Origin of the sequence: Alloscardovia omnicolens DSM 21503, from assembly GCF_000420505.1 — a bacterium.
Classification (GTDB): domain Bacteria; phylum Actinomycetota; class Actinomycetes; order Actinomycetales; family Bifidobacteriaceae; genus Alloscardovia; species Alloscardovia omnicolens.
Map to the genome: position 1 here is coordinate 1 of NZ_ATVB01000019.1, position 19571 is coordinate 19571.

Here is a 19571-nt window from a genome sequence, read left to right on the forward strand (position 1 = left end):
GCGGAGACGAGGAGATTCGAACTCCTGAACCGCTTACGCAGTTAACACCTTAGCAGGGTGCCCCTTTCGGCCACTCAGGCACGTCTCCGGCATTGGACTAATTACAAAGGTAATTAATGCAACTTTGCTAGTTTATCATTTTTTTGGTACAGAGCAAATCGGTGTGTACAATTCTCAATCTAACACATCAATCGTTTCTATATTTCCCTCTTCATCAGTTATTTTTGCATGATGACGAGATGTAAGGTCATGGGATGGAAGTGGATCGTTATCACTGGAAAAACTAATAATAACCGCAAAAACAATAATACCTACACCTACAAAATCCATAACGCCTGGACGGTCACCAAAGAACATCGAGATAATCAGGTTCACTGCTGGCAGTACTGACTGCATAACAGAAAAACGGTTCACACTTACGCGACGCATTAAAACTTGGTCAAAAATATACGAGACAATAGAAGCGCCTAAAGTCATAATAAAAAGAAGGACGAGTAATTTGAACCATCCGCCATCAGCACGTGCCCACGTTGCAAACTGTGCCGGAACAATCACTGCTTTAACTGCTGGAAAACCAATAAAACAGCTTTGAATAATCCAACCAATCAATAAAGAAATCGTTAAATTATCGAGCCCTGACGAGCCATGGGCTACATGTCGTCCCAAAACAATATATATTCCCCACAGCACGCCACTTGCAATAATAGCCACAAGCCCTGGAATCGATGAAGGGCCCACCGAGAACAAAGCCGCACCCGCGAGCGTGAGCAACCCCGCAAAAGCCAAGAATGCGCCCATGTACTCACGCCAAGTTCGTCCAGTGAACACCGCCACCGCAAGAGGCCCAATAAACTCGATAGCCACTGCTACACCTGAGTTCAGCGTATTAATCGCAATGTAAAACACGCCGTTCATACCAGCAACAGCTACTCCCAATGCGCCAAGAATTATCCACGTTTTGGCGTCCTTAGGCAGGTTTGCGCGTTTACGAATCGAAAATGGGCGTCGCCAAAGCACCATAATAAGCACCGTAAAAGCCATACGCCACCAAGAAACAAGAAGCGGCTCAATCTGTGTGAATGCAATTTTACTTATCTCGTTAGCACAAGAAATAGCAATGGTTTGAACAGCCAGCACACATAAAACTGGCGAAGTATTTAACAGTTTCACTATCGTTTTCTTCACATATATAGTTTACGCTACTTTTCTGGTAGTCTCACAATTGCAGATGAGGACTCTATAACGCGCTTAACTCCTCGCAGCAACATCTTCAGCCCAACCGATAAACACCGCTCGTATCGGTCCTCTCTCCACATATCAATCCCAACTCCGCTTCCCACCTTTCCCCGCTCCAACCCCACCCTCCACTCACTCCCCTTCCCCCGTTCCGCCACACTCCCAACTCCCCACTCGCTGCTCCACCCCACTCCCCGGTACAATAAAAGCTATGAGTACTGCACCACGAATCGCCGCCGCCAAGAAAGACTGGGGTCATGATGATTCAGGTTGCACTATTTTGCATATCGACATGGATGCTTTCTACGCCTCGTGTGAACTCAAGCGTAATCCTCATCTTGCAGGCAAACCTATTATTATTGGCACAGGTGCTCGTTCCGTGGTATCTGCAGCAAATTATGAGGCGCGTAAATATGGTGTCAATTCCGCTATGCCAGTTTCTCGAGCACGTCAATTGTGCCCTCAGGGTGTTTTTCTTCCCGTTGACATGGCTTACTATAAAAGTTTGTCTGCCCAGGTTTTTGCCATTTTCGAGGAAGTAACAGATCAAGTAGAACACGTCAGTGTAGATGAAGGCTATATGGATGTTTCATCTGCTCTGCTAACGTGGAAATCACCAGTGGCTATAGCTCAATGGATTCGTTCAACCGTATTCGAACGGTTGCAACTCACTTGCTCCGTGGGTATTGCCTCTAACAAGTTAATCGCCAAACTTGCTTCTACGAATGCAAAACCCAATGGCATGTTGCTCATCCCCGTAGATAAATCAATTGAATTCATGCATATGCTTCCTGTGCGAGCTATTCCTGGCGTGGGACCTGCCACACAAAAAGCTCTCGATAACTACGGCGTGAGCACCGTGAAGCAACTTGCTCAGCTACGCGAGCAAGACGTCATCAGAGCCGTTAAATCTCCTATCATTGGACATACACTGTTCTTGGCTGCTCGTGGCATTGATGAGCGCAATGTAGTGGTCAGAGCACCTGAAAAATCGATTGGTCATGAGCGCACGCTAGAGTACGATACTCGCGATCCACGTGTTGTCTCACGGCTGCTTTGGCAGTGTTGCGATTCCACTGCCTCGACGCTGCGCAAGCGCGGCCTTGTGGCGCGAACTCTTACCGTAAAACTTCGATATGCAAATTTACATTATGTGAGCAAATCTCGTACTCTCAGCAGACCATCACAATCTGCTCATGAGTTCTACGAGTATGCTTTGAATCTTATGGACGCGCTTCTGCCTCGCTCCACTGGCACCTCCGACACTGCCTACGATACCAGTTCTACCAGCTCCGACGGCAACGCCTTCACCACTAATGCCACCAACTCCACCGACTACACGAGCTCCAGTTCCAGCACCTCTGATACGCAGCTTCTTCCTCAAGAGATCCGTTTGGCGGGCATTAGCACTTCACATTTATCGAATGCTGCCACAACTGTTATTCAGCAGAGTTTTGATGATATTTTTGATGATTACGCTGATACCCCTGCATCTTCCCCTACCGCAAAAACGCCTTCCAGCACGGACAATAGGCAAGATACGCAAGCAATCCGGAAAAGCAAGAAAAATACTATAAAAACCGAAAAAACGCTTGACGATATTCGCAAGCGTTTTGGAAAAGACTCCATTAGTTTCGGACTTTAGAGCATCTATGAATTCTGTGCCAGATACTCAGCATTCACGTCAGATGGAAGTTGTGCTACCAGCTCATGGTCATGGTCTATTGGACCAGCTCCCATAGCTCCACCAAAATCTCCAACTTCTGCAAAATAATCATCAGCAACAGCTTTATACCATGCCCAGTCATCTGGTAAATCGTCTTCGTAGAAAATCGCTTCTGTTGGACATACAGGTTCGCAAGCACCGCAATCCACACACTCGTTCGGATTAATATACAACGTGCGTGAACCTTCGTAAATACAGTCTACAGGGCATTCGTCCACGCAGGCTTTGTCTTTTACATCTACACATGGTTCAGCGATTACGTATGTCATATTTTTAGTCTACCGTCTTTAGTCGAGTTCCACGCCGATAAAAACAGGTTCAGGTACGAGAGTAATACCATAGGTTTCGCGCACACCGTCGCGAATAGCGCGTGCAAGTTCTACGATATCGCTTGTTTGCGCTCCCCCACGATTAGTAAGTACGAGAGTATGTTTGGTAGACAGCGATGCCTGACTGTCCGCATGTATGCGATATCCAGGCTCGAACCCTGCATGCTGAATAAGCCATGCCGCTGAAGTTTTGACTGCCGGATTGCCATTAGCATCGATAGCAGCGAAACATGGAGCATCTTGCGGTAACTTCTCAGCTTGATTTTTGCTAATAATTGGATTCATAAAGAAGGATCCGCAGCTATATTTATCGCGGTCTTCTTGAGGTGCAGCGTTTAGATCTGGTTCGCTTTCTAAAGTATGCGCCATCCATGGATTAGCATAACGGTGAAGATCTTCCACCACTCCTTTACTCGCGCGAATATTGAGCACAGCTGTGCGAATCTGTGCAATATCGAAGCTTTCACCCACTTCAACGTTCAAAGCGCGTGCCAACTGCCCCATCTGCACAGTATTCATGCTGGAATGCGTAAGCGTAAAGGTTACTTCGAGCACAATGTAGCGAGGGGATGGGAAATATTTGGTTGGAGCACTATGTGCACCCGCTTCATACATGGAATCTTTTAACGCGGAGTGACGATAAGAGAAATCAAGCTCTTCTAAACCCAAAGTTCGAACAGTTTTTGTTTCGCGATCCCATACTTCTACGCGCGAAACTACGCTCGACACTTCTTGACCATAAGCGCCAATATTTTGCACAACACTGGCTCCCACAGTTCCAGGAATACCAGAAAGAGCTTCAACACCTGCTAAGCCCATACGCACACAGTAATCAACAAAATCATCCCAATGTACACCTGCAGTTGCACTCACATGAGTTAAAGGTGCTGCGCCTTCTTCTACAGGAGCTGCCTCGTCAAGCACGGAGATCTGACGGCGAGCATCGCGAATAACCACTCCATCAAAATCATCATCAGAAACGAGCATATTGGAACCGCCGCCAATAACACAGAGTGGTTTTCCCATAACGTCAGCCATAATAATCGCTTCTAAGAAGCCTGGACGGGAATCAGGCTCAACAAACTCAGCAATGCGCCCACCCACGCCCATTGTTGTAATATCTGAAAAACGTGGAGATTTCTCCATTGTTACTCCTCTACCCACCAGTATTGAGCACACGCACCGTCACGTGCACTGCATTGTTTCTATGGTATAAAAAAACCCGGCCAAGCCGGGCTTCCTCATAACGTCTATCGAGTCTCGCGGTGGAGAGTCTTACGACCATCACGTGGGCAGAACTTCATGAGCTCCAAACGATCTGGTGTGTTACGACGATTCTTAGTTGTCTGGTAGTTACGTTCCTTGCATTCGGTGCACGCCAGCGTAATGCCTGGACGAATATCGGCGCTTTTTGCCATTGTTCACCTTCCATTAATTTCTTTAGACAATCAGCCTTTGTAGCGAGAGAGAGACTCGAACTCTCGACCTTACGATTATGAGTCGTACGCTCTAGCCAGCTGAGCTATCCCGCTATGGAGCCTCGAGCGGGAATTGGACCCGCGACCTCTTCCTTACCAAGGAAGTGCTCTACCACTGAGCTATCGAGGCGTGGCGGATAGTGGATTCGAACCACTGAAGGCGAAGCCGGCGGATTTACAGTCCGCTCCCTTTGACCGCTTGGGAAATCCGCCAAGATTCTCCCATCTTGTCGATGGCAACTTGAATAGTATTGCACGAATCAGCGACCGCCGCAAGTTTTCACTTGCGGCGTGTCGCGACTCTCTTCAATTTTCCGCTAAAATCAGCGGTTTAAACATCCACTATTGGGCGTGTCTTGCTCTGAGTTATTCAGAATTTAGAAGTCCCAATCGTCGTCGTCGGTTTCTACAGCCTTACCCATTACGTAGGACGAGCCAGAACCCGAGAAGAAGTCGTGGTTTTCGTCTGCATTAGGGCTTAACGATGCAATAATAGCTGGGTTTACGTCCGTAGCATCTGCTGGGAAGAGTGCAGGATACCCCAAGTTCATCAAAGCCTTATTAGCGTTGTAACGCAAGAACTTTTCTACGTCTTCTACCAAACCTACGCCAGAATACAAATCTTCAGTGTATTCTGCTTCGTTGTCGTAGAGTTCGTTGAGCAAGTCGTAAGTGTACTCTTCGAGTTCGTCACGCTTCTCCTGGCTTACCAGCTCCAAGCCCTTCTGATACTTGTAGCCAATATAGTAGCCGTGCACAGCTTCGTCACGAATAATCAGACGAATAACGTCCGCCGTATTGGTCAACTTTGCGTGGCTGGAGAAATACATTGGCAGGTAGAAGCCCGAGTAGAACAAGAAGGACTCCAGCAAAGTAGAAGCCACCTTGCGTTTTAATGGATCGTCACCTTCGTAATAATCCAAAACAATAGAAGCCTTCTTCTGCAAATGCTTGTTCTCCTCCGACCAAGCAAAAGCTTCGTCAATCTGCTTGGTGCTAGCCAATGTCGAGAAGATAGACGAATAGCTCTTTGCGTGCACAGACTCCATAAAGGAAATATTGGTGTATACCGCTTCCTCGTGAGGCGTCAGCGCATCCGGAATCAGCGATACAGCGCCCACAGTGCCCTGAATGGTATCGAGCAGAGTCAAACCGGTAAACACGCGCATCGTGAGGGTATGCTCTTCCTCAGTCATCGCGTTCCAAGATGGCAAATCATTAGAAATCGGAACCTTTTCTGGCAACCAGAAGTTACCGGTCAAGCGATCCCACACTTCCAAATCTTTCTCATCTTCCAAGCGGTTCCAGTTGATCGCGCTCACGCGGTCAATCAGCTTTAATGGCTGACGAGGTACAGAAATCGGTACAGTAACCATAATCTTTCCTTACAGTGGTGAATATTTCTTATCTTAACGGCTTACAGCATGCAGGAGACGCAGCCCTCTACTTCGGTACCTTCCAAAGCAGCCTGGCGAATGCGAATGTAGTACAAGGTCTTAATACCCTTGCGCCATGCGTAAATCTGAGCCTTGTTCACGTCGCGCGTGGTCGCGGTATCTGGGAAGAACAAGGTAAGCGACAAGCCCTGATCAACATGCTGGGTTGCCTCAGCATACGTATCGATAATCTTCTGCCAACCAATCTCGTAGGCATCGTCGTAATACTCGAGATTGTCGTTGGTCATGTATGGAGCTGGGTAGTAGACGCGACCGAGCTTACCTTCCTTACGAATTTCAATCTTAGACACCAGAGGATGAATAGAACTCGTGGAGTGATTAATGTAGGAAATAGAACCTGTTGGAGGAACTGCCTGCAAGTTTTGATTATAAATACCATCGCGAAGAATGACATCACGCAACTCTTCCCAATCAGCAACTGTTGGAATATGAATGCCGAAACGTTCAAACAAATCCTTGATTTTCTGCGTGCGAGGTTCAAGACTGCGCGAGCCATCGGTATATTTATCAAAGTAATTACCCTGACCTGCTGGCTTCACGTAATCAGAAGCATCAAAGCTCTTAAACTTCTCACCGCGCTCTACAGCGATCTGATGGCTGGCCTTGTACGCGTGGTACGCAACGGTCATAAAGTACATGTCGGTAAAGTCCAAAGCTTCTTCCGAGCCATAGGACATGCGCTCGCGAGCCAAGAAACCGTGCAGGTTCATCTGACCCAGACCGATTGCATGACCTTCGTCGTTTCCACGCTTAATCGATGGCACAGACTCGATGCTTGTATGATCTGCTACCGAGGAGAGCGCGTAAATAGCGCGTTCTACGCTATCACCCAAACCGCCGTCCATAGTCTTGGCAATATTGAGGGAGCCGAGGTTGCAGGAAATATCGCGACCAACGTGAGCGAAAGTCAAATCTTCATTCAAAACGCTGGCTTCTTGCACCTGAAGAATCTCCGAGCACAGGTTAGACATAGTAATGCGTCCGTCAATTGGATTTGCGTTATTTACAGTATCTTCGAATACGATATATGGGTATCCGGATTCGAACTGAATCTCGGCAATAGTACGGAAGAAGTCACGTGGATTAATATAGGTCTTCTTAATACGAGGGTTATTTACCATATCGTAGTAGTTCTCAGTAATAGGAACATCCGCGAAAGGCTTACCATATTCGCGCTCTACATCATAAGGGCTAAACAGAGCCATTGGCTCTTTCTTCTTAGACAGCTCGAAAGTAATGTCTGGAATAACCACGCCCAAAGAAAGAGTTTTAATACGGATTTTTTCGTCCGCATTTTCGCGCTTGGTATCCATGAAAGTCAGGATATCTGGATGATGCGCGCTCAGATAGACCGCACCTGCTCCCTGACGAGCGCCCAGCTGATTAGCATAAGAGAAGGAATCTTCCAGCAGCTTCATGACCGGCACTACACCAGATGACTGGTTTTCAATATGCTTAATAGGAGCACCTGTTTCACGTAGGTTGCTCAACAGCAAAGCTACGCCACCGCCACGCTTAGACAGCTGAAGAGAAGCGTTGATTGCGCGTGAAATGGATTCCATATTATCTTCGATGCGCACCAAGAAGCATGATACTGGTTCACCGCGCTGAGCCTTGCCCAAGTTAAGGAATGTTGGGGTTGCTGGCTGGAAGCGACCGGTAATAATCTCTTCCACGAACTCCATAGCCTTGGTTTCATTACCAGCTGCCAGCTCCAATGCAACAGCTACTGTACGCTGCTCGAAGTTCTCCAGATACTGTTTGCCATCGAAGCTCTTCAAAGCATAGGACGAGTAGAACTTAAATGCGCCCAAGAATGTTTCGAAACTAAAATTGAAGGAATCTGCGTATGCATAAATCTTATCCAAGAACTCAGGAGAATATGCGTCGAAAACTTCCTTGTTGTAGTAAAGGTTATCGAAGAGGAACTGCAAACGTTCCTGCACGGAGTCGAAGTGCTTCGTGCGTTCTGCTACTTCCCCGTGTACGAAAAGATCTGCTGCAGCAATATCCTTATCGAACTGAATCTGATGATTCTCATCGTACAGATTGAGCATTGCGTTCAGTGCATGATAATCCTGCGAAGCGTCGTAAACAGCGCTATCTGCCATGTTTTTTCTCCTGATTCTCGCGGGTTTTGCGCGATTTTGCACAGTTTTATGCGTTTCCTGCGCTTTTTCTATGCTCTACGAACCCGTTAAATAAACTGTTTCTATGCTACTCGTAAGTCTTACTTCACTCACCCATTTTCGCGTGATGCGAGTGCGATGTGAGTTTATTCACGTGCGTTATAAGGCTTTACAAGGCGTGTTACTTTTCCTGATGAGTCTTAAAGAAATCGACCACACCGCGCGTAACTTTTTCGCGATCTGTTTGCGTGCCCATAAGCTCAAAATAGTACATAAATGGCACTTTACATTTCGCGGCAACCATATCTCCCGCCATGCAGAAGGCTTCACCGAAATTCGTATTACCGCTTGCAATAACGCCGCGGATTCCTGCTCGATTAGCTGCGTCATTCAGGAATTTTTTTACCTGAACAGGAACAGCTTTCTTTGCTACCCCACCGCCGTAAGTTGGAACTACCAAAATATATGGCTCGTCCACGTTAAGAGCTGGGTCTTTAGGACGCATTGGTATGCGATAAACATTAATACCCTGTTCTTCCAGCTTGCAGCTGTGAATAAAACGGGATGTATTTTCTGATGCTGACGAGAAATATACGACTGCACCGATAGCATCACCCTGTGCAGGAAGTTCAGGCGCACTGAGCTCGCGTTCTTGCGCTTGTGGTGTTTCTTGCGTTGGTTCTTGCGTTGCAGTCTGTTCGGCTACATGGTCGCTTCTACGGTCTCCCATGAATTGCACGCCTCCTTCTTAACGGCTATGAACTACTATATACAGTGGTCTCAATTTTTCAAGTATCTATATATAGTGATTGCAACACGCTTGGTTTTGAGCCGATGTATCGGTGAGTCGCGCGTTTTGCTCAAGGATTAAACAGTTTCTTCGGTTTTTAGAGGGTGTGAAGGTTGTGAGTGTGGAACGCTAACAATGCTCGCTCCCATCGTTGAGAGTGTTTTCGGTTTTCGTGCTGTGCGTGAATCGTGGAGTGCTAGAGTGAAGCATGTTTCACGCTGCGTTTCACCCCTGTGAACATGATTAGAACACTCGTGAATCGTGGAACGCTCTACCAAGTCATGCTTCACGAACCACCCTAGGGCTCCTACACACCGCAATAACAACCAAATAAGACAAAAACCCACGCCCCCCTCCAAGAGCCATTAAAAAGTTTCGTAGGCGGTTCATAATGCTCAGCGTCAGGTTCAAGCTCGCATAGAATAACCAAAGACCGCAACGTCACAATCTGAACAATACGCCAAACAGAACAGCCTTCGAATCCAATCCAACGACAAGCAGACCTGCTTTTAACACCTAATTTTTAACAATAAAAACTCCGCCCACCACGCCATAGCGGCACAGTAAGCGGAGAATAAAGAAGAAAACTTAGTTCAAGATTGCGAGAACGTCGCGAGAACCAAGAATGAGGTAGTCCTCACCAGCATAAGACACTTCAGTGCCGCCATACTTCGAGTAGAGAACCTTATCTCCTACCTTCACGTCCATTGGAATGCGCTCACCAGCATCATTACGACGACCTGGTCCAACAGCAAGAACTTCACCCTGCTGTGGCTTTTCCTTAGCGCTATCTGGGATTACCAAGCCAGACGCAGTCGTTGTCTCAGCTGCAGCCTGCTTAATAATAATCTTGTCTTCCAAAGGTGTGAGTGCAAATGCCATTGCTGCTCCTTTCTTTGCGTTTTTAACCTTTATTCATAAATTTATCACTATTTTGCAAAAACTTGCTAATAAGTGGCGCAAGTTTTTGATAAATTTTACTGACGGCGCATTTCAAGAATGGAATTTACATCTACCTGTTCTTTATCAGCACGATTAGCAGCGTCATCACTGGATGGGATATGCACGGTATGCGTTGGCGGAACAGCCTGTGCTACTTGACGTGCAGAAACGATTTCTCGGCTCAAAACCTCATAAGAGTCATCCTCATGTGCCATCTGATCGTTGTGTGTTTGCGGAACGAATATATCTAGCTCGTCATTATTATCGCGATTAGAATGCGCAGAATGCTCAATATCCACCGAGTTAAACTCGATAGTTTTTACTGTATCTACGGTAAAGAGCGGTTCGTTATTATCTTTATCTTTCTGAACACTCTGCACGCCTGCTTGCTCTGTTGCACGTTCAGCATTACTCTGAGCGTTATGCGCATGAACATCCGTTAAATCAAAACGAGTAATACCGTTAGGCTTGTGAGACGAGGATGTCACACGGTACTGTTTAAGCTCTTCCTCCCATAAGCGTGCTCGCCTAGCTTGAGTAATACCAAAGCCAAGAACTGTCAGCAATAATGCTGCTGGAAAAGCGCTCCACCAGCAACTAAAATTCCATAAATAAGTGCACACTGGCACAGCAATAGTGGCTACTAGCAGAACCATAGTGAGGATTCGACGATGCCGTATTCCCGAACGCCGTAAAGCGCGCATACGATTGACTCTATGCGCAGTAAAACGCAAGGCATTAGCTTCTTGCTTAGCAGCATCGAAACGCTCTTTTTGTAACACGCGCAACTCGTCGCGCACAGCAGCTGCATCATCATCAATCACATGCAGTGAGGAAGAATATTTATCTTCAAAGTGCCTACTCGCGTTACGTTGACTCCTCATCGTGCTTAAGGGAACAATGCCTATAAGAACTACAAGAGCCAGTACTATAAGTACAATACCGCTGAGAGACTGAGTAACCATAACTTCTACAATAAATGACATGGGTGTCATTAGGTGGTAATTTTGCAAAATTTCTGCGTGTTGAGACGGTTTCTTTAACAGTACTGAGCATGTGTAGCGATGTCTGCCATGAGCTTAAGATAGTTGGGGGTTAGGTTTTTTAGGAGGAACAGTGCCTACATATCATTACCGTTGCAAGAACTGCTCATATGATTTCACACGCATGCAGTCATTCTCGGACGATCCTATTACGTTGTGTCCGCAGTGTGGTCAGGAACAGGTTCATAAAGTGTATTCTGTAGCTGGCGTTACCTTCAAGGGCTCAGGTTTTTATCATACAGATAGCGGTTCAGGAGCTTCTGCTTAGGGACTGCAGGCTTTCCGCACGTCGGTATTATCCGAGCTGTTTTGCGTTTCATATAGAACTATAAAACGTATGACTGTGTGGATAAGTCGGCGTGTTTTCACATTGGTTCACATTGTTCTTATAATTTTTTTCTTACGGATTTACTCGCTTAGATAGATATATGAGTAAATTCACACATTCTACGAATAGAAGCCATCGCCAGTCCTCCCCTGCTGCACAACGTCGCGATGCTCTGCCTGCTTCAGCGAACGCTCAACCACGCACAATAAGTGTGTGGTTTTACCAGCATTTTCTTTCTAGCGCGCATAAGCGTTTACATGCACATCGGTGTTTTCTTGCAGGAATATGCATAGCTCTTGGCTGCGCTTTTATTCTTATATCTTCTTTTATTGTTCCACCGAAGAGCGCTCATCATGTTGTTATGATGGCTCGTTCCATTCCCCGCGGCACAGTTATTCAAGCACGAGATGTGCGGATGGCTGATGTGCCGTCTAGTTTGGATATAACGACTCTGGTAGTGTCTGCCAATGATGTGGTAGGAAAAATGAGTCCCGTGCGTTTAAGCAAGGGGTTACTTATTCCTAAAACGGTTCTCCACGATGTTCCAGTTGTTCCGAAAGGATATACGTCGCTCGATATTAGCTTGGCAAGTTCTTTCACATCAATGCATGTGGGTGAACGTATTTCGTTATTATCAGCACAGGCTACGTTATCGAGTTCTGCATTAGTGCTTCATATTCCTTCCCATGCGCAGTCTCATGCACTGTGGGAGATTAATGAGGAGCGCAATACTGCTATAACCGTTGCCCTGCCTGCTCAAGATGCTCTGCGCATCGTAGAGGCACAATCAACATCGCCCATTATTGCGGTACCTCATGAAGGTACGTCATAATGGGCGAATGAAGCTAATGCTTGAAGTTAAAGACCGCGAAGTGTGGTGGTAACTCGCCGAGTATGCGCTGATCGTCTTGCACATTTTTTTGCTGATCGGTGAGCACATCAGAAGGTTCGAGCTTTACTCCGTCGGCATCAAACCATTCAGTTCCTTTGCGTTCTACCCGCCGTGGTGGACGAGTTGTTTTACCTAGTGGTTTCACTGTGCATCTCCTAAACGAGCCAAGAAAGCCACAATACGGTCAACTTCTTTTTCGGGGTTCACGAAGGCTGCAACCGACCACACATACATCACAGACCAGCCGAGGATTTCTAGGTCTTCTACAGCGAAACGGTGACGTTGACGTGTAGACGGAATACTCATAAACTGTTTATCGTCTGTGCACACAGCCAATACGTATGGCTGGTTAGGCAGACCTACAGCCAAAGGTATGCGCTGACCAGTATCGAATCCATAATTCACTGCCACGTTCAAACCACGAGAACGCATGCGGTCTGCGAGATCGTTGAGAAGAATATCGTCTTCATGGAAGTGCTCGGTTGGGTGCAGAGTTGATTCTTCAAGGTTTTGTGCCCACGACAGCAACTGCTTAAGCAACTGTGGCCCTCGTTGATGCAAACGCTCATCTTCCATCTCATAGGCATAGAAGGAGGTTACAATATCGAGCTTGGCATGTCCCAAAGCCAGAGCATCAAGAATCATGCCTTCACCTGCAGGATTTTCTACCACACCAAACTGTTGAATAAGTCGGCCTTGCGTTGTTTTAGCGAAACCAGTCGTTAAAATAACATCCGTGGAATCCATACCCGCCACATCGTTAATGGTTACAACAGCTACGTGGTGTAAGAATCTTCGCAAGCTTGTACTCTTGCCAGCAAGCAATTTGAGTTCTGCGCCCACACGTTGACGATGCGTATCGTTAAAGCATACGACAGTCAACTTGTATCCGCTTGGTACGCGGGTGAAGGATTGACTACGTTCTTCAATAATGCCCACTACACGGTCAATTTCTTGACGGCTGGTTTCCACCATGCCGTGTCCAGCATTAGGTACGCCATTTCCTGGAACATGCGAGAAAGTAACTGTGCTGCGAATCTTATCTGGAGCAACGCCTAGGGGAAGATTGCCGTATCCTGCATCAATCAGGAAAGCAGATAATCGAGCATCGCGCTTATCTAAGCGAGCGGTGGCATTGATGCGTGGAAGAATCTGAGTCAGTGTTTTAATCGATGCAGAGGATACAGTTTCCTCATGCGCCAGCACAACAACAGTATCTACACGAGACAGAATGCTGAATAATTCCAATGGTTGGATGTGTGCACATGCATCAATCACAGCAATATCGGCAATCTTCTCCCCTGTTGGAGTTTCAGATGCCACAGCAACAGGCATACCCACCACAATTGGCTTAGCTGCAGTAACAATGCCAGGATGCATCTTCACGATTGAACTGTAGCGCATAGAAGGTTGCAAGGTTAAGGCTGCATGTGCTGCGTTAGATTCCTGAGAATGCGCATACACAATCTCAGATAAACGCTTCATAAGGCTTTCTTGAACCAAAGCACCGATAGAACGCACATGTTCAGTATCAACTTGGTTGAATCGCTCTGTTGCGGAAGACAGCACAGAACCGTCTTGATTAGCAATAATTGGAGAGGACTGCACAATGCTTTCGAATACTGTTGTCCACCATGCCAAAGTAAGTTCATCAGGAGCAGCTTCAGGTGATACCTTGCGAGCGCGCAAATCAGCAATAAGCTCATCTAAACCGGCGTTGCTAAATTCTACTTCTAAGCAGGCACGCTCAGGCAAATCCTCTAACGCTTTGCGATCATTGTAGAGAAGACGTAAGTTCTTTTCGAGATCTTCAAAGCTTGAATTATCGAGGTCTCCTCCTACTGGAGTGCGGTCAAGAACGTGAGATAAGGCGGTAATATCGCGTTCAAGATTTTCTTGAATCTCAATAATATCGTCTAATCGAGGAGGTAATACTGGCCATCCACCTCGTGGCACGAATTCACGCCAGAGTTCGCTTTGACGGCGAACCACAATAAGAGCGTCACGCAAATTATCTGGTTGAGCACCAGCGCGCAAAAGACTTTTAGCTTCTTTTGTTAGTCGGCGACGTTCCCAGTATCCCATGGTGCTATTGCTTTCTCGACGCTCCGCTTTCGACGCAGTTGCTTCAATCATCGAGTCAATATCACGCTCAAAAATTGCTGGTTGGAAAATATCTAAGACTTTACGCAGGTTACGCAATACATGAACTTGCTTATTCCATTCATGAGGCGTGTTTGGAACTGGGAATCCGCAGGTTTGTGCAGTAATAGATATATGCTTAGCAATTGTTGGAAGAGTATCGTCGAGCAAACGCTCCACGCGCTGATAAGCTGTTATTGCTTCGTCTCGCGTATACAGTGACGCTTTGAACCATGGAGTGTCTGGAGCATCAATAGTATATTCACCAATTTCGCCAGCGCGAACGAGTTTACGTCCCCATTCTTCTTCGTGCCCCACGATTGCTCGTGCAGTATCTACACTAAAACGCACATGAGTGGATGGATGCGTTGGCAAAGCAGAAATACGTGCAAGATTTTCGATAGTTTCGTATGCACTCACATTCCACTGGTCATTTTTACCGTGCAAATCGCTCAAATACTTTGTTAAGCGTCCACGTACGCCCACGAGTTCATCAGCAAGCTGATTGAAACGGCTGTGAGCAGTTCCTGGTTGGAAGCTAACTGCAGAAATTAGCTGCTTATCTATAGCAGCACCCGCACTTGGATCTGCTAAATCAAGAACAAAGCTATCGATATGATGAGAACGCATGGTTAATAAGAAGTTGCGTTTTTGTTCCGCGCTTCCTGGAGCATATAGCACAGTTTTTCCAGCCATAGCTGCATGAGAAGTAATAGCTGCCGCATAAGGTACGCTATCGTATGCCACAGGCAGGTTCATAAAAACGCTTGTTCCGCTCGTAACCACACGCGCAGCATAGCGGGTAACATTATCCACATCGCCCACTTCATTTTCTTCATGCGGATCACAATCAAAAGGACGATATTCTGGTAATTCACGCTCCTGAAGACGACGTCCTGCTTCTTCTGGCTGAGCAAAAACGTCTACGAGGTCGTTTCCAGTGCCACCGTTTTCCATGCGTGAAATAATATGATCTGCATCGGCAAGCATAAGCGTTGATGAGCGGATAAAGCATCCAATAACCATGGAGCGGTTCACCGTGAATTTTTGAATATGCGTGCCAACAGCTTGTTTAATATTCTTAAAAACAATATCGCTGTCTACGCTTACTCCGTCACCTTCAGCATGAGCGAGAACATCGTCTGCTGTAATAGCAATACCTAAGGTGCGTAGCTGATTGATTAGTGACTCATTAACGCTTGCGGAACCAGTAATACGAATACGGCAATGCGATAAGTCTGCTCCATCGCTCTCTTCGATACGTATTGGATACAGCAAAATAGGCAAATTCTTACCTGGCCATACTGCAGCTCCTACGCTCAATGACAGATGCGCGGAACCTTCGTTATGCTCTTTATTCGCTTTATCATCTAACACGCGGTTGAGTTTACGCAAAGTTGCTTTAAGTAAGCCCTCGTCGCGATAGAGAGAGTCGAGGTGCGTTTGACCGTTAGAGAATAGTTGCGCTATGCCTGATGGGTGAGCATGATCGAGTTCTAAGCGTGCAGCTAATCGATTCATATCTTCGATTGGCGCGCTACCATGTGTGGCACGGTAGTCTTGATACCATGCTTTTACCGTGTCGAGAGACTCGCTGCTTGCTGTGATGCGTGCATCTTCAGTCATTACTTGCTGCTCGCTTTCCAGGTTTGATATCCTTCATTGGATTCTAATGCTTTATTAACACTGTCATTATTTTGAGCTTCTAACCATGCATACATATCGTCATACAAGAACGGATTTAATCCTAAGAATGGTAGGAGTTCAGGAATTTGAGCAATATCGAATTGCACGTTAAAGTCTTGTGTGCTTTTCGCTTCAACACTTGTATGACCCCGAACTTCAACGATAGTGTCAGTATGCTCGAAATCACCGCGTGAAAGACGGTCGAATACAGAACCTGCTTCGTATACAGGAACATAGCCAGAATCTTCATTGACCACAACCTGTGGCGTAGCTGCAGAATCAACGTGTGGCTCTTCTGCCTCTTCATCTTGAACAGCAGCTGGTTGCATGGCAAACATATGGGTTGGCTCGCCGGCACGCAAATCTAAAATATCATCCACACTCATAGATGGAGCAGGCGCATCATCGCTGACCGGAGACTTAAAATCAAACAGATTTTGTACTGCAGGAGCAGGACCTTCAGGCGCTGACTGCTGCCGTGTTTGGTTGACTGCTATCTCGAAAGATACATCGCCAAACTGTCCGCTTATCTGTTCGCTGGATATAGTATAAGGATTTTCTGCTGGCACGCGCAGTAAAGCATCGTGAGCGTTACGTATATAAGTGCCGTTCGTAGAATTTAGATCGCTTAATTCTGCTTGACCGTTATCTTCTACTGTCAATAATGCATGATTTTTAGACATTGATTTGGTTAGATCAGGCACATCAAAGCGAGTAGCATTGTCAGGTACTTCAACGGGGCGCATTGGTTTACGACCAATATATACGCGTGCTGGAGCTGTTACTGTTATGCTCTGATCGTTTACAGTAATCTTCCACGTTGTGGAGGTCTTCGCAGAATCAGTCACGGTCCCATCCTTTACTAGATTCACCCTTATAGGGCATACTCTTTCTTATTGTACGTTCAAGAGTGTGCAAGTAACAGTTATCGTGTTGAAAAATCACAAGCTATTAAAAAAGTCCTGCCGCAGAAACCTGCAGCAGGACTAATGTAAACCTGTTTAAATGTGAGGAAGAAACTACTTGAGTTCTACAGATGCGCCAGCAGCTTCAAGTTCTGCCTTTGCCTTTTCTGCATCTTCCTTGCTTGCGCCTTCGAGAACTGGCTTTGGAGCGCCGTCTACGAGAGCCTTAGCTTCAGCGAGGCCGAGGCTGGTCAAAGCACGAACAGCCTTGATAACGCCAATCTTCTTGTCGCCTGCTGCGGTGAGGATTACGTCGAACTCATCCTTCTCTTCTTCAGCAGCAGCTGCACCAGCAGCTGGAGCAGCAGCAACAGCAGCTACTGGAGCTGCAGCTTCTACGTCGAACTCTTCTTCGAACTTCTTTACGAAGTCAGAGAGCTCTACGAGTGTCATTTCCTTGAAAGCTTCAATGAGCTCATCTGCGGAGAGCTTTGCCATAATGGCTTCCTTTCGTTGTGGCACCGTTTAACTATTGTTCAAGTGCCGAAATCTTATATCTTATGCAGTTACTGTTAGCAAGCTAATGTAACTATGCAGCCTTTTCCTGCTTTTCGCGCAATGCATCGAAGGTGCGAACTGCCTTGGTTGGCAGTGCAGCGAATGCAAATGCTGCCTTGGCCATGGTGCCCTTGAGAGCGCCTGCTGCCTTGGCAAGGAGAACGTCGCGTGGCTCGAGGTCTGCAAGCTGGTTTACGCCAGCAGCGTCGTATACGGAACCATCTGCGAAGCCACCCTTAATAATGAGCTGCTTATTTTGTGCGGTGAAGTCACGCAGAACCTTAGCGGCTGCTACGTAATCGCCCTTCACGAAAGTGATAGCTGTTGGACCAGCGAACAAGTCGTCGAGACCCTCAATACCAGCTTCCTTAGCTGCGATGCGTGCAAGCGTATTCTTCGCCACATTGTAGGTTGTATCGGTGCCAAGCTTTTCACGCAGATCGGAGATCTGTGGAACGCTAAGGCCACGATACTCGGTGAGGAGCACTGCGTCAGCTTCACGGAACTTGTCAGTGAGCTGTGCAATTGCCTCTGCCTTTTCTGGCCTTCTCATTGGCATTCCTTCCTATTGAACCGCCTCATTGGAGTTCCAGCATTAGAGCAATAAAAAAGCCCTGCACGCAAGCAGAGCAAACATAACAGGCATATACATGCCTTTGAACTCAACCTGCGATGGCGCGAACGCTTTACTGGGTTTCCCCAACCAACGGTCTGTGGTTTACAGATACAGATACTACACAGGGGTGTAGATTTTGTCTACGCCCCATCATTCTCCGTGTGTCGCGCACTATGCGAGGCTGCAAATAATCTCCATAACAATCCGAGCTGCATTATCGGCGTATTCACTCACGTCGAATTCACGGAAGGTTTCGTATTCAGTATCGGCATTGTCACTCAAAGCTCGAATCACCAAAGAAGGCACCTCATTACGCGCTGCCACATGAGCGATAGCCGCACCCTCCATCTCTACCGCGTCTGCTCCCGTCGCAGCTTTCACCTTGGCAGCAGCATCACCTTCAATAAATAAATTGCCGGTGGCAATCGTTCCTGCAATATGCTCAATCCCGAGCTTGTTTAATACCTCATCTGCAACGGCGAGGAGTTTTTCGTCACTGTGATACTCATTCGTAAAAGGTGGTGCTTGCGAAATCATACGCATGTCGGTGTCGAGATAAACCAAAGTCTTACCTAAAACAACATCGTTAATATGCAAATGATTCGTTAAATTCCCAGCAATTCCGGAGAAAAGTAAAGCTTCTGGCGCATACACATCAATGAGATGCTGAGCCGTGGCAGCAGCATTCACCGTTCCCATACCCGCTACGGTAGCGACCACACGCACATCTGTGCCAGGCAGACGACCATCAAAAATAGTTACACCTGCACTTTTGTGCTCGTATACTTCATCTAAAGACTTGGCAAGCAAATCTACTTCCACATCCATTGCTCCAATAACAGCAAGCGTTCGCTGTGCCATACTATGTCCTTCCATTGTTTATTTGCTTGTAGCACACACTAGCACATGCATATGTTTCTTTCGAGTTCTCAGGACGCCTCTACCCTAAATTAGCCACTCAAACCTCGCTAATACGGCTCTTCGGATTTAGCGGGGTTTAGAGGAGAGTGTTGCCCAACAGGTTCCAGTTGATTCCTCAGGATGTCAGGTGTTAAGACATCGCTGCAGTGTGAATGTGTTTATTTTTATCGGTGAAGTCGATACGCGCAACCGATATGCCAGTTTTGAAGCCATTTTTTGCGCATCAAAACTGGCACAACAAGTGTATTAATCGGTTAAGCAGAATACGTGAGAGCAAGAACTCTTCGAATTGAACGCAATTTAAAGCCTGATTGCGCAGAACAGCTACAAGCCACGCTTAAACTCAAGCCTCGCTAAAACTTGCGACTCCCCTTAATCAAGCCTCGTCCTTAA

At 46.7% G+C, this 19571-nt stretch carries 18 protein-coding genes and 4 tRNA genes; 3 read left to right on the forward strand and 19 right to left on the reverse strand.

The window, feature by feature from the left end; translation table 11 throughout:
* Nucleotide 1 precedes the first annotated feature (1 nt).
* Nucleotides 2–88: transfer RNA gene (locus tag G464_RS0107130), tRNA-Ser, on the reverse strand.
* An 86-nt stretch (nucleotides 89–174) separates the two neighbouring features.
* A complete protein-coding gene (locus tag G464_RS09380; protein WP_022857294.1) occupies nucleotides 175–1185 on the reverse strand; it encodes an EamA family transporter in 1011 nt (336 codons plus the stop codon).
* A gap of 262 nt (nucleotides 1186–1447) precedes the next feature.
* On the opposite strand from G464_RS09380, the gene dinB reads away from it, so the two are divergent.
* Nucleotides 1448–2881, forward strand: coding sequence for a DNA polymerase IV (dinB, locus tag G464_RS0107145; protein WP_022857296.1), 1434 nt, complete (start codon nucleotides 1448–1450; stop codon nucleotides 2879–2881).
* A 5-nt stretch (nucleotides 2882–2886) separates the two neighbouring features.
* Here the strand turns inward: dinB and fdxA are convergent, their stop codons facing one another.
* From fdxA to G464_RS0107200, 11 genes are all read right to left on the reverse strand, one after another.
* Nucleotides 2887–3231 (reverse strand): ferredoxin, encoded by a 345-nt coding sequence (gene fdxA / locus G464_RS0107150; RefSeq protein ID WP_022857297.1) that lies wholly within the window; start codon nucleotides 3229–3231, stop codon nucleotides 2887–2889.
* Between the two features lie 18 nt (nucleotides 3232–3249).
* Nucleotides 3250–4437, reverse strand: coding sequence for an FAD-binding protein (locus G464_RS0107155; RefSeq protein WP_022857298.1), 1188 nt, complete (start codon nucleotides 4435–4437; stop codon nucleotides 3250–3252).
* Nucleotides 4438–4541: 104 nt separating this feature from the next.
* Nucleotides 4542–4709, reverse strand: a complete 168-nt coding sequence (rpmG, locus tag G464_RS0107160; protein WP_021618688.1) for a 50S ribosomal protein L33 — start codon at nucleotides 4707–4709, stop codon at nucleotides 4542–4544.
* A gap of 40 nt (nucleotides 4710–4749) precedes the next feature.
* Nucleotides 4750–4823 (reverse strand) — tRNA-Met (locus tag G464_RS0107165).
* A 1-nt stretch (nucleotide 4824) separates the two neighbouring features.
* Nucleotides 4825–4899, reverse strand: a tRNA-Thr gene (locus G464_RS0107170).
* A gap of 1 nt (nucleotide 4900) precedes the next feature.
* Nucleotides 4901–4982, reverse strand: a tRNA-Tyr gene (locus tag G464_RS0107175).
* Between the two features lie 164 nt (nucleotides 4983–5146).
* Complete coding sequence (nrdF, locus tag G464_RS0107180; protein ID WP_021618689.1) at nucleotides 5147–6145, reverse strand: class 1b ribonucleoside-diphosphate reductase subunit beta; 999 nt, start codon at nucleotides 6143–6145, stop codon at nucleotides 5147–5149.
* 41 nt (nucleotides 6146–6186) lie between these two features.
* On the reverse strand, nucleotides 6187–8337 hold the full coding sequence (gene nrdE, locus G464_RS0107185) for a class 1b ribonucleoside-diphosphate reductase subunit alpha (protein WP_022857299.1): 2151 nt from the start codon (nucleotides 8335–8337) through the stop codon (nucleotides 6187–6189).
* A gap of 199 nt (nucleotides 8338–8536) precedes the next feature.
* A complete protein-coding gene (nrdI, locus tag G464_RS09385; RefSeq protein WP_022857300.1) occupies nucleotides 8537–9085 on the reverse strand; it encodes a class Ib ribonucleoside-diphosphate reductase assembly flavoprotein NrdI in 549 nt (182 codons plus the stop codon).
* 648 nt (nucleotides 9086–9733) lie between these two features.
* Nucleotides 9734–10027, reverse strand: a complete 294-nt coding sequence (gene groES, locus G464_RS0107195; RefSeq protein ID WP_021618693.1) for a co-chaperone GroES — start codon at nucleotides 10025–10027, stop codon at nucleotides 9734–9736.
* 95 nt (nucleotides 10028–10122) lie between these two features.
* Nucleotides 10123–11073: a hypothetical protein gene (locus tag G464_RS0107200; protein ID WP_022857301.1), complete on the reverse strand. Its 951-nt coding sequence runs from the start codon at nucleotides 11071–11073 to the stop codon at nucleotides 10123–10125.
* A gap of 130 nt (nucleotides 11074–11203) precedes the next feature.
* On the opposite strand from G464_RS0107200, the gene G464_RS0107205 reads away from it, so the two are divergent.
* Both G464_RS0107205 and G464_RS0107210 read left to right on the forward strand, forming a co-directional pair.
* Entirely contained in the window at nucleotides 11204–11398 is a 195-nt protein-coding gene (locus G464_RS0107205) for an FmdB family zinc ribbon protein (protein WP_021618695.1), read from the forward strand.
* Between the two features lie 160 nt (nucleotides 11399–11558).
* On the forward strand, nucleotides 11559–12290 hold the full coding sequence (locus G464_RS0107210) for an SAF domain-containing protein (protein ID WP_022857302.1): 732 nt from the start codon (nucleotides 11559–11561) through the stop codon (nucleotides 12288–12290).
* A gap of 13 nt (nucleotides 12291–12303) precedes the next feature.
* Here G464_RS0107210 and G464_RS0107215 read toward each other — a convergent pair whose 3' ends face one another.
* The 6 genes from G464_RS0107215 to mtnN all read right to left on the reverse strand — a co-directional run bounded on the left by G464_RS0107215 (nucleotide 12304) and on the right by mtnN (nucleotide 19118).
* Nucleotides 12304–12495: a hypothetical protein gene (locus G464_RS0107215; RefSeq protein ID WP_021618697.1), complete on the reverse strand. Its 192-nt coding sequence runs from the start codon at nucleotides 12493–12495 to the stop codon at nucleotides 12304–12306.
* The gene (locus tag G464_RS0107220) at nucleotides 12492–16118 is read right to left on the reverse strand and encodes a helicase (RefSeq protein ID WP_022857303.1); all 3627 of its coding nucleotides are present in this window, start codon (nucleotides 16116–16118) and stop codon (nucleotides 12492–12494) included. The genes G464_RS0107215 and G464_RS0107220 overlap by 4 nt, the downstream gene beginning before the upstream one ends.
* On the reverse strand, nucleotides 16118–17026 hold the full coding sequence (locus G464_RS0107225) for an FHA domain-containing protein (RefSeq protein ID WP_022857304.1): 909 nt from the start codon (nucleotides 17024–17026) through the stop codon (nucleotides 16118–16120). The genes G464_RS0107220 and G464_RS0107225 overlap by 1 nt, the downstream gene beginning before the upstream one ends.
* A gap of 171 nt (nucleotides 17027–17197) precedes the next feature.
* A complete protein-coding gene (gene rplL, locus G464_RS0107230; RefSeq protein ID WP_022857305.1) occupies nucleotides 17198–17581 on the reverse strand; it encodes a 50S ribosomal protein L7/L12 in 384 nt (127 codons plus the stop codon).
* A 91-nt stretch (nucleotides 17582–17672) separates the two neighbouring features.
* Complete coding sequence (gene rplJ, locus G464_RS0107235; protein ID WP_022857306.1) at nucleotides 17673–18194, reverse strand: 50S ribosomal protein L10; 522 nt, start codon at nucleotides 18192–18194, stop codon at nucleotides 17673–17675.
* 234 nt (nucleotides 18195–18428) lie between these two features.
* Complete coding sequence (gene mtnN / locus G464_RS0107240; RefSeq protein WP_022857307.1) at nucleotides 18429–19118, reverse strand: 5'-methylthioadenosine/S-adenosylhomocysteine nucleosidase; 690 nt, start codon at nucleotides 19116–19118, stop codon at nucleotides 18429–18431.
* Between the last annotated feature and the right edge of the window lie 453 nt (nucleotides 19119–19571).

Bases quoted from the DNA above. Each gene is read 5' to 3' on its own strand.
- dinB (WP_022857296.1), top strand. From the start codon at position 1,448: ATGAGTACTGCACCACGAATCGCCGCCGCCAAGAAAGACTGGGGTCAT.
- fdxA (WP_022857297.1), bottom strand. From the start codon at position 3,231: ATGACATACGTAATCGCTGAACCATGTGTAGATGTAAAAGACAAAGCC.
- G464_RS0107155 (WP_022857298.1), bottom strand. From the start codon at position 4,437: ATGGAGAAATCTCCACGTTTTTCAGATATTACAACAATGGGCGTGGGT.
- rpmG (WP_021618688.1), bottom strand. From the start codon at position 4,709: ATGGCAAAAAGCGCCGATATTCGTCCAGGCATTACGCTGGCGTGCACC.
- nrdF (WP_021618689.1), bottom strand. From the start codon at position 6,145: ATGGTTACTGTACCGATTTCTGTACCTCGTCAGCCATTAAAGCTGATT.
- nrdE (WP_022857299.1), bottom strand. From the start codon at position 8,337: ATGGCAGATAGCGCTGTTTACGACGCTTCGCAGGATTATCATGCACTG.
- nrdI (WP_022857300.1), bottom strand. From the start codon at position 9,085: ATGGGAGACCGTAGAAGCGACCATGTAGCCGAACAGACTGCAACGCAA.
- groES (WP_021618693.1), bottom strand. From the start codon at position 10,027: ATGGCATTTGCACTCACACCTTTGGAAGACAAGATTATTATTAAGCAG.
- G464_RS0107200 (WP_022857301.1), bottom strand. From the start codon at position 11,073: ATGTCATTTATTGTAGAAGTTATGGTTACTCAGTCTCTCAGCGGTATT.
- G464_RS0107210 (WP_022857302.1), top strand. From the start codon at position 11,559: ATGAGTAAATTCACACATTCTACGAATAGAAGCCATCGCCAGTCCTCC.
- G464_RS0107220 (WP_022857303.1), bottom strand. From the start codon at position 16,118: ATGACTGAAGATGCACGCATCACAGCAAGCAGCGAGTCTCTCGACACG.
- rplL (WP_022857305.1), bottom strand. From the start codon at position 17,581: ATGGCAAAGCTCTCCGCAGATGAGCTCATTGAAGCTTTCAAGGAAATG.
- rplJ (WP_022857306.1), bottom strand. From the start codon at position 18,194: ATGAGAAGGCCAGAAAAGGCAGAGGCAATTGCACAGCTCACTGACAAG.
- mtnN (WP_022857307.1), bottom strand. From the start codon at position 19,118: ATGGCACAGCGAACGCTTGCTGTTATTGGAGCAATGGATGTGGAAGTA.